The following is a 7,854-nucleotide window of genomic DNA, read 5'->3' on the forward strand; positions in this document are numbered from 1 at the left end:
CGATTTTGTCACCAAGCCCTTTAGCCGCCATACCCAAGTGAGTCTCTAGAATCTGACCCACGTTCATACGAGATGGTACACCCAGCGGGTTCAATACGATATCTACCGGCACACCGTTAGCATCATGTGGCATGTCTTCAACAGGTAAGATGTTAGATACAACACCTTTGTTACCGTGACGACCAGCCATCTTATCACCAGGCTGAATACGACGTTTAACAGCTAAGTAAACTTTAACAACTTTTAATACACCAGTTGTTAATTCATCACCTGTTGCAAGCTTACGTTTCTTCTCAGCGAATTTCTCATCGATTTCTGCGCTCTTCTCTTTCAAGAACACTTGAATTTGAGTTAAACGCTCAGCGATTGCTTCATCTGCTGGTTGAATTTCAAGTAAGTCAACAAGCTCTAAACCAGATAATAAATCTTCAGAAAGTTTATCACCACGTTTAGTTGAACCACCGCCATTAGACTCTTGGCCTTTAAGCAAACGAATTACACGCTCACGAGCCGCTTCTTCGAAGATCTTGTATTCTTCTTTCAAGTCTTTACGATAAGAATCAAGCTGTGCTTTTTCAATTGCTAAAGCACGGTCATCTTTCTCTAAGCCATCACGAGTGAAGACTTGAACGTCAATAACTGTACCTTTAGTACCAGATGGAACACGTAAAGATGAGTCTTTAACGTCAGCTGCTTTCTCACCAAAAATTGCACGAAGCAGTTTTTCTTCAGGAGTTAACTGAGTTTCACCTTTAGGCGTTACTTTACCAACTAAGATGTCACCAGCAGTAACTTCAGCACCGATATAAACGATACCTGATTCATCAAGTTTAGAAAGCGCAGCTTCACCTACGTTAGGAATATCGGCAGTAATTTCTTCTGCACCTAACTTAGTATCACGTGCTACACATGACAATTCTTGAATGTGAATAGAGGTTAAACGGTCTTCTTGAAGTACACGCTCAGATAACAAGATCGAGTCTTCGTAGTTGTAACCATTCCATGTCATGAACGCTACACGCATGTTTTGACCAAGCGCAAGTTCACCCATGTCTGTTGACGGACCGTCTGCCAAGATGTCACCACGAGCAACTTTGTCGCCCAAGTTCACGATAACATTTTGGTTAATACAAGTATTTTGGTTTGAACGCGTATATTTGATGAGGTTATAGATATCTACACCTGCCTCACCTGCAACCATTTCATCTTCGTTTACACGAATAACGATACGAGAAGCATCTACATATTCAATTACACCGCCACGGTTTGCGATTACACACACACCAGAGTCACGTGCAACGTTCGCTTCCATACCTGTACCTACAAGCGGTTTATCCGCACGTAAAGTAGGAACTGCCTGACGTTGCATGTTTGAACCCATGAGCGCACGGTTTGCGTCATCGTGTTCAAGGAATGGAATAAGTGATGCAGCAACAGATACTACCTGCTGTGCAGAAACGTCCATATGCGTTACTTTTTCAGGCGGCATACGTACGAATTCACCTTGATGACGAACAGAAACGAATTCTTCTGTTAAGTTGCCATCTTTATCTACTGCAGAGTCGGCCTGTGCAATAACAGTACCTACTTCTTCAATTGCAGATAAATATTCAACATCATCAGTTACACGACCATCTACAACTTTGCGGTATGGAGTTTCCAAGAAACCGAAGTCATTCGCTTTTGCGTATACAGAAAGCGAGTTGATCAAACCAATGTTTGGACCTTCAGGAGTTTCAATTGGACAAACACGACCATAGTGAGTTTGGTGTACGTCACGTACTTCGAATCCTGCACGTTCACGTGTTAAACCACCAGGACCAAGCGCAGATACACGACGTTTATGTGTAATCTCAGATAATGGGTTGTTTTGGTCCATAAACTGAGATAACTGGCTTGAACCAAAGAATTCTTTGATTGCAGCAGCAACTGGTTTTGCATTAATCAAATCTTGTGGAGACAAGTTATCTGTTTCTGCTTGGCTTAAACGCTCTTTAACAGCACGCTCAACACGAACTAAACCTACACGGAATTGGTTCTCTGTCATTTCACCAACAGAACGTACACGACGGTTACCTAAGTGGTCGATATCGTCGACTTCACCTTTACCGTTACGGATTTCAACCAATGTACGTAATACATCGATAATATCTTCGTGCGATAAAATACCTTCAACTTCGCGTGACTTCTGATCAGTACCAACTTCGTAAGGACGACCTAAACGACGGTTGAACTTCATACGACCTACTGGAGATAAGTCATAGCGTTCAGAAGAGAAGAACAAGTTATTGAATAAGTTTTCAGCAGCTTCTTTTGTTGGTGGTTCGCCTGGACGCATTACTTTGTAGATTTCTACTAATGCTTCTTCACGATCACGCGTCAAGTCAGCACGTAATGTATCAGCTACGAATGAACCACGGTCAATATCGTTAGTGAACAAGATATTAAATTGCTTAACACCGCCTTCTGCCAACTTCACCATTACTTCATGGCTTAACAGAGTATTTGCAGCAATTACTTCACCATCACGTAGAGTAATATCTTCAGCAGTGATACGCTCATATAAGTATTCATCAGGAACTGAAAGCTTAGTTAAACCTGCAGCTTCCATTTGACGTACATGACGAGCATTAATACGTTTACCTTGCTCAACAATGACTTTACCTTCATTGTCAGTAATATCAAATTGAGCCATTTCACCACGTAAACGCTCAGGTACGAGGTCAATTTGATAGCTACCCATGTCAAGATACACAGGTACTTTTTCATAGAACAAATTCAAGATCTGTTCATTGTTATAACCTAGTGCACGTAACACAACTGTAGCAAGTAATTTACGACGACGGTCGATACGTACGTAAACTAAGTCTTTTGCATCAAATTCGAAGTCTAACCATGAACCACGGTAAGGAATGATACGTGCTGAATACAACACTTTACCACTTGAGTGGGTCTTACCTTTATCATGGTCAAAGAATACGCCTGGCGAACGGTGTAATTGAGATACGATTACACGCTCAGTACCGTTGATAACAAAGGTACCATTTTCAGTCATGAGTGGAATTTCACCCATATAGACTTCTTGTTCGCGTACGTCTTTAATTGATTTAGTTTCGCGATCTTTAATAATCAAACGAATTTTAACGCGCATTGGTGCCGCATAAGTCGAGCCACGAAGAATACATTCGCGTACATCGAACTCAGGTTTACCAAGGCTATACTCAACAAATTCTAAAGCAGCATTGCCAGAATAACTTTCGATAGGAAAAACTGAACGAAATGCGGCTTGGAGACCGATATCTTCGCGGTTTTTTGGTGATTTGCCATCTTGCAAGAATGTTCTGTACGAATCGACCTGAATCGATAATAAGTACGGTGCATCCATTACTTGGGGCAATTTACCAAAATTCTTACGGATCCGTTTCTTTTCGGTATATGAGTATGCCATCTGGAGTCCTCGGAAAGTAAACCAAGCCCGCCTGCAGAACGGGCTCAGAAGGAATTACGCAGGCCGATATGGCCACCACTGTTTACAAATGCTGCAATTTTTAGTGGTATAAAAACGCTTAACAATATTTTTAAAAATGAAAAATATTGGTAAGCATTTGAATTTATTTATTTTATTTAGGCTTTCTCTAAAAACCAAACAAAACTAACAAAAATCGAGCCGATTATTGTAACGCAAAAAGGCTGATGACCCAAGAGCCATCAGCCATTTTATGGAGCCGATTTAAAAACCGACTCCTTTTACAATTACTTAAGTGTAACTGTAGCACCAGCTTCTTCAAGTTTCTTCTTAAGTTCTTCGCCTTCTTCTTTAGAAACGCCTTCTTTAAGAACTTGAGGAGCGCCTTCAACTAAGTCTTTAGCTTCTTTAAGACCAAGACCAGTTGCTTCACGAACAGCTTTAATTACAGCTACTTTGTTAGCACCGAAAGAAGTCAACTCAACGTTGAATTCAGATTGTTCTTCAGCAGCAGCAGCAGCGCCACCAGCTGGAGCAGCAACAGCTACAGCAGCTGCAGATACGTTGAATTTCTCTTCGAAAGCAGAAATTAATTCAACAAGTTCAAGAACAGTTTTTTCAGCAACTGCATTTAAGATTTCTTCGTTAGTTAAAGCCATGAGAATAACTCCAAATGGATATTGAATGGTGTGTAAAATTGATTAAGCAGCTTCTGACTCGTTTTTCTCTTTGAGTGCTGTAATGAGGCGACCCAATTTCGAAATAGGAGCTTGAAGGACAGAGGCAAGCATAGTAAGCGCTTTCTCTTGGTTCGGAAGATTAGCAATAACGCTAACATCAGCACCTTGATAAACTTTGCCGTCAAATGCAGCAGCTTTTAATTCAAATGCTTTGTTAGTTTTAGCAAATTCTTCGAACAAGCGTGCAGCTGCACCCATGTCATCTTCAGAAGTTGAAAAACCTAGAATTGTTGGACCAACAAGGTTGTCGTTCAAGATATCAAACTGAGTACCTTGAAATGCGCGTTTAGCCAAAGTGTTACGTACAATACGTGTAGTTACACCTAGCTTACGAGCTTCAACACGAAGTGTTGTTAATTGCTCTACGCTTAAACCTTGATAGTCAGCAACAACGGCTGCAAACGCTTTAGAAGCAACTTCACTTACTTCTGCAACGATCTGTTTTTTGTCTTCAATAAGAAGAGCCATTGTAAAACCTCCTAAGGTGATTTATGTACCCAATGGGCACACTCCCAGTTCGTAAGTCTTTCGACTTACACGCGGAGGAGGAACAAATCACACCACCGCGTCTACGCAGGCTGGTTTATTAAGAAAATCGCTATTCGAAAATAACGTCTTTTCGCCTGAGGTCTTTGACGCTGATAAATTCTCATTTATCAATTCAAAGTCCGCCTGATAAGTAATAGATAAAGCTTTACTCTACCGAAGCAAAAGCAGAAATAACTTTTCTGTTTTTATGCTTAATCCTCATCAGGACTTTAAAATTCTTTACTTAACCAAGTTAAAACTTAGTTAGAAACGTTGTTTACATCAACAGTAAGACCAGGACCCATAGTTGAGCTCAAAGTGATCTTCTTGATGTATACACCTTTAGAAGTTGCAGGTTTTAACTTTTTCAAGTCTGCAACTAAAGTTTCAACGTTTTGACGGATTGCAGCAGCATCAAAGCCAACTTGACCAATCGCAGCGTGAATAATACCCGCTTTGTCTACACGGTAACGCGCCTGACCAGATTTAGCGTTTTTAACAGCGCCAGCAACGTCAGGAGTTACAGTACCAACTTTAGGGTTTGGCATTAAACCACGTGGACCAAGAATTGTACCGAGCTTACCAACAACACGCATAGCGTCAGGAGCAGCGATTACAACATCAAAGTCAAGGTTTCCACCTTGGATGCTTTCAGCAAGGTCATCAAAACCTACAACATCAGCACCAGCTTCTTTCGCAGCTTCTGCTTGCGCGCCTTGAGCAAATACAGCTACACGTACAGTTTTACCAGTACCTGCAGGTAATGTAGTCGCACCACGAACAACCTGATCAGATTTACGTGGATCTACGCCAAGGTTTACAGAGATGTCTAAAGATTCTTTGAACTTTGCAGCAGGCAAGCTGTTAAGAACCTGTACTGCTTCTTCCAAAGTGTAAACTTTGTTCGCTTCAACAGCAGCAGCAATGGCTTTTTGACGTTTAGTTAACTTTGCCATGTCTTATAGCTCCACTTCCAAGCCCATAGAACGTGCAGAACCAGCGATGGTACGAACACGCGCGTCTAAGTCAGCACCAGTTAAGTCTGGTTCTTTAGTAGTCGCGATTTCTTCTAATTGAGCACGAGTCAACTTACCAACTTTAGTTTTGTTAGGTACAGATGAACCCTTTTGGATACCAGCAGCTTTCTTAAGAAGAATAGAAGCTGGAGGAGTTTTCATGATGAATGTGAACGACTTGTCGTTGTACACAGTAATCACTACAGGGATTGGAAGACCTGGTTCAACTTTTTGTGTAGCAGCATTGAATTCTTTACAGAATGCCATGATGTTTACACCACGTTGACCTAGTGCAGGACCAATCGGTGGAGATGGATTTGCTTTACCAGCTGGAACTTGCAGCTTGATATAGCCGTCAATCTTCTTAGCCATTTTAAATACCTCTGGGTACAAACGCCGTTAGGCTCCCCAATTTCTACGTAACAATACTGTTACAACAACAATGCCCGATAAAATCGGGCGCTTTTCAACCAATTAAGATTAAATCGTTTTTTCGACTTGGCGAAATTCGAGTTCAACCTGAGTTGGTCGATTAAACACGTTAATCGTCAACGTTAAACGTGACTTATCGTATTGAACCTCTTCCACCACACCTTTAAAGTCTGTGAATGGACCGTCAATAACAAGTAATTCTTCACCTGGCTCAAACATCGTCTTAGGACGCGGGGCTTCACCAGTATTACGTACACGCGCAAGAATCGCATCTGCTTCACGTTGAGTGATTGGCGCAGGTTTTTCAGGTGTACCACCAATAAAACCTAATACTTTTGGACACTCTTTAACAATGTGCCAAGTATCGTCATTCATTTCCATTTCAACTAACACATAGCCAGGAAAGAATTTACGCTCAGATTTACGCTTCTTACCATCCTTCATTTCTACCACTTCTTCGGTAGGAACAAGGACATCACCAAAGCTATCGGCAACAGCGCTACGCTGGATTCGTTCTTTAAGTGAACGCATCACTTGTTTTTCATAACCAGAATAGGCATGAATAATGTACCAACGTTTCATAGCTCTTTTACCCGATAATCAACTTAATTAACCAACCCAAACCATAGTCAAAACACCATAAAACTAATGATGCAACAACTACAACCAATAGAACCTGCCACGATGTTGTGACTGTTTCTTGTTTTGTTGGCCAAGTTACTCGACGCAATTCGACTCGTGCATCTTTCAGCAAACGAACGAAGCCTTTACCTTGATGGGTGGCGTATAATAAACCTAAAGCCACAACGATACAAGCAAAAATTACCCCAACGCGCACCCAAACATCATTTGCAGGGGCCCAATACGCTGGTAAATGCTGATTCACCATGGTAGCCGAGAGCAATAATGCAATTGCTATCACCCATAGAACGATATCTAAAGGCGAACCAGAACGAACAACTTCAGCAGAATTATTTCTTTGAGGAATTGGCGCGTCGCTCAATGCGTCACGCGATTTATCATTCGACATTTTTGTACTCGTCGTAGAACTCGCGACTTATTATATGAACAACTAAGCCAGCATCAAGCTTTTTATTTCAAAATATGGCAGGTCAGGAGGGACTCGAACCCCCAACATTCGGTTTTGGAGACCGACGCTCTACCAATTGAACTACTGACCTATAAAGCAAGTTGAGAGCCAAAGCTCTCAACTTGAGACATAATTCGTCACTATATTATGCTTATGCAGTTACTTTAGCAACAACACCAGCACCTACAGTACGACCACCTTCACGGATCGCAAAACGTAGACCTGGGTCCATTGCGATTGGGTGGATTAATTCTACTGACATTTCAACGTTGTCACCTGGCATTACCATTTCAACGCCTTCTTTCAACTGGATCGCACCAGTTACGTCAGTTGTACGGAAGTAGAACTGTGGACGGTAACCATTTAAGAATGGAGTGTGACGACCACCTTCTTCTTTAGAAAGTACGTATACTTCTGCGTCGAATTTAGTGTGCGGCTTGATTGTGCCTGGTTTAGCAAGTACTTGACCACGTTGTACTTCTTCACGCTTAGTACCACGAAGTAAGATACCACAGTTCTCACCTGCACGGCCTTCGTCAAGAAGTTTACGGAACATTTCTACGCCAGTTACAGTTGTTTTAA

Annotated in this window: 8 protein-coding genes and 1 tRNA gene; all 9 read right to left on the minus strand. The window is 41.6% G+C overall.

Annotation, left to right across the window (positions count from 1 at the left end; all coding sequences use genetic code 11):
- Positions 1–3,448: DNA-directed RNA polymerase subunit beta (rpoB, locus tag C1642_RS01310; RefSeq protein ID WP_103235797.1), on the minus strand; the 3,448-nt coding region annotated here is incomplete at its 3' end.
- A gap of 305 nt (positions 3,449–3,753) precedes the next feature.
- Positions 3,754–4,125 carry a 50S ribosomal protein L7/L12 gene (gene rplL, locus C1642_RS01315; RefSeq protein WP_001229360.1) on the minus strand — a complete coding sequence of 124 codons (372 nt, stop codon included), beginning with the start codon at positions 4,123–4,125 and terminating at the stop codon, positions 3,754–3,756.
- 42 nt (positions 4,126–4,167) lie between these two features.
- On the minus strand, positions 4,168–4,674 hold the full coding sequence (gene rplJ, locus C1642_RS01320) for a 50S ribosomal protein L10 (RefSeq protein ID WP_001196213.1): 507 nt from the start codon (positions 4,672–4,674) through the stop codon (positions 4,168–4,170).
- A 320-nt stretch (positions 4,675–4,994) separates the two neighbouring features.
- Positions 4,995–5,690 (minus strand): 50S ribosomal protein L1, encoded by a 696-nt coding sequence (gene rplA / locus C1642_RS01325; RefSeq protein ID WP_001096694.1) that lies wholly within the window; start codon positions 5,688–5,690, stop codon positions 4,995–4,997.
- Positions 5,691–5,693: 3 nt separating this feature from the next.
- Positions 5,694–6,122: a 50S ribosomal protein L11 gene (gene rplK / locus C1642_RS01330; protein ID WP_001074682.1), complete on the minus strand. Its 429-nt coding sequence runs from the start codon at positions 6,120–6,122 to the stop codon at positions 5,694–5,696.
- Between the two features lie 108 nt (positions 6,123–6,230).
- Positions 6,231–6,764: a transcription termination/antitermination protein NusG gene (gene nusG, locus C1642_RS01335; protein ID WP_000832994.1), complete on the minus strand. Its 534-nt coding sequence runs from the start codon at positions 6,762–6,764 to the stop codon at positions 6,231–6,233.
- Between the two features lie 7 nt (positions 6,765–6,771).
- Complete coding sequence (gene secE / locus C1642_RS01340) at positions 6,772–7,212, minus strand: preprotein translocase subunit SecE (protein WP_000063880.1); 441 nt, start codon at positions 7,210–7,212, stop codon at positions 6,772–6,774.
- Positions 7,213–7,287: 75 nt separating this feature from the next.
- Positions 7,288–7,363: transfer RNA gene (locus tag C1642_RS01345), tRNA-Trp, on the minus strand.
- 60 nt (positions 7,364–7,423) lie between these two features.
- On the minus strand, positions 7,424–7,854 hold a 431-nt coding region (locus C1642_RS01350), incomplete at its 5' end, for an EF-Tu/IF-2/RF-3 family GTPase (protein WP_003357187.1).

Source organism: Acinetobacter sp. AKBS16 (assembly GCF_002899995.1).
Lineage (GTDB): Bacteria > Pseudomonadota > Gammaproteobacteria > Pseudomonadales > Moraxellaceae > Acinetobacter > Acinetobacter baumannii.

Coding starts and splice junctions, on each gene's coding strand:
- rplK (WP_001074682.1), bottom strand. CDS start 6,122: ATGGCTAAGAAGATTGACGGCTATATCAAGCTGCAAGTTCCAGCTGGT.
- rplA (WP_001096694.1), bottom strand. CDS start 5,690: ATGGCAAAGTTAACTAAACGTCAAAAAGCCATTGCTGCTGCTGTTGAA.
- nusG (WP_000832994.1), bottom strand. CDS start 6,764: ATGAAACGTTGGTACATTATTCATGCCTATTCTGGTTATGAAAAACAA.
- rplL (WP_001229360.1), bottom strand. CDS start 4,125: ATGGCTTTAACTAACGAAGAAATCTTAAATGCAGTTGCTGAAAAAACT.
- rplJ (WP_001196213.1), bottom strand. CDS start 4,674: ATGGCTCTTCTTATTGAAGACAAAAAACAGATCGTTGCAGAAGTAAGT.
- secE (WP_000063880.1), bottom strand. CDS start 7,212: ATGTCGAATGATAAATCGCGTGACGCATTGAGCGACGCGCCAATTCCT.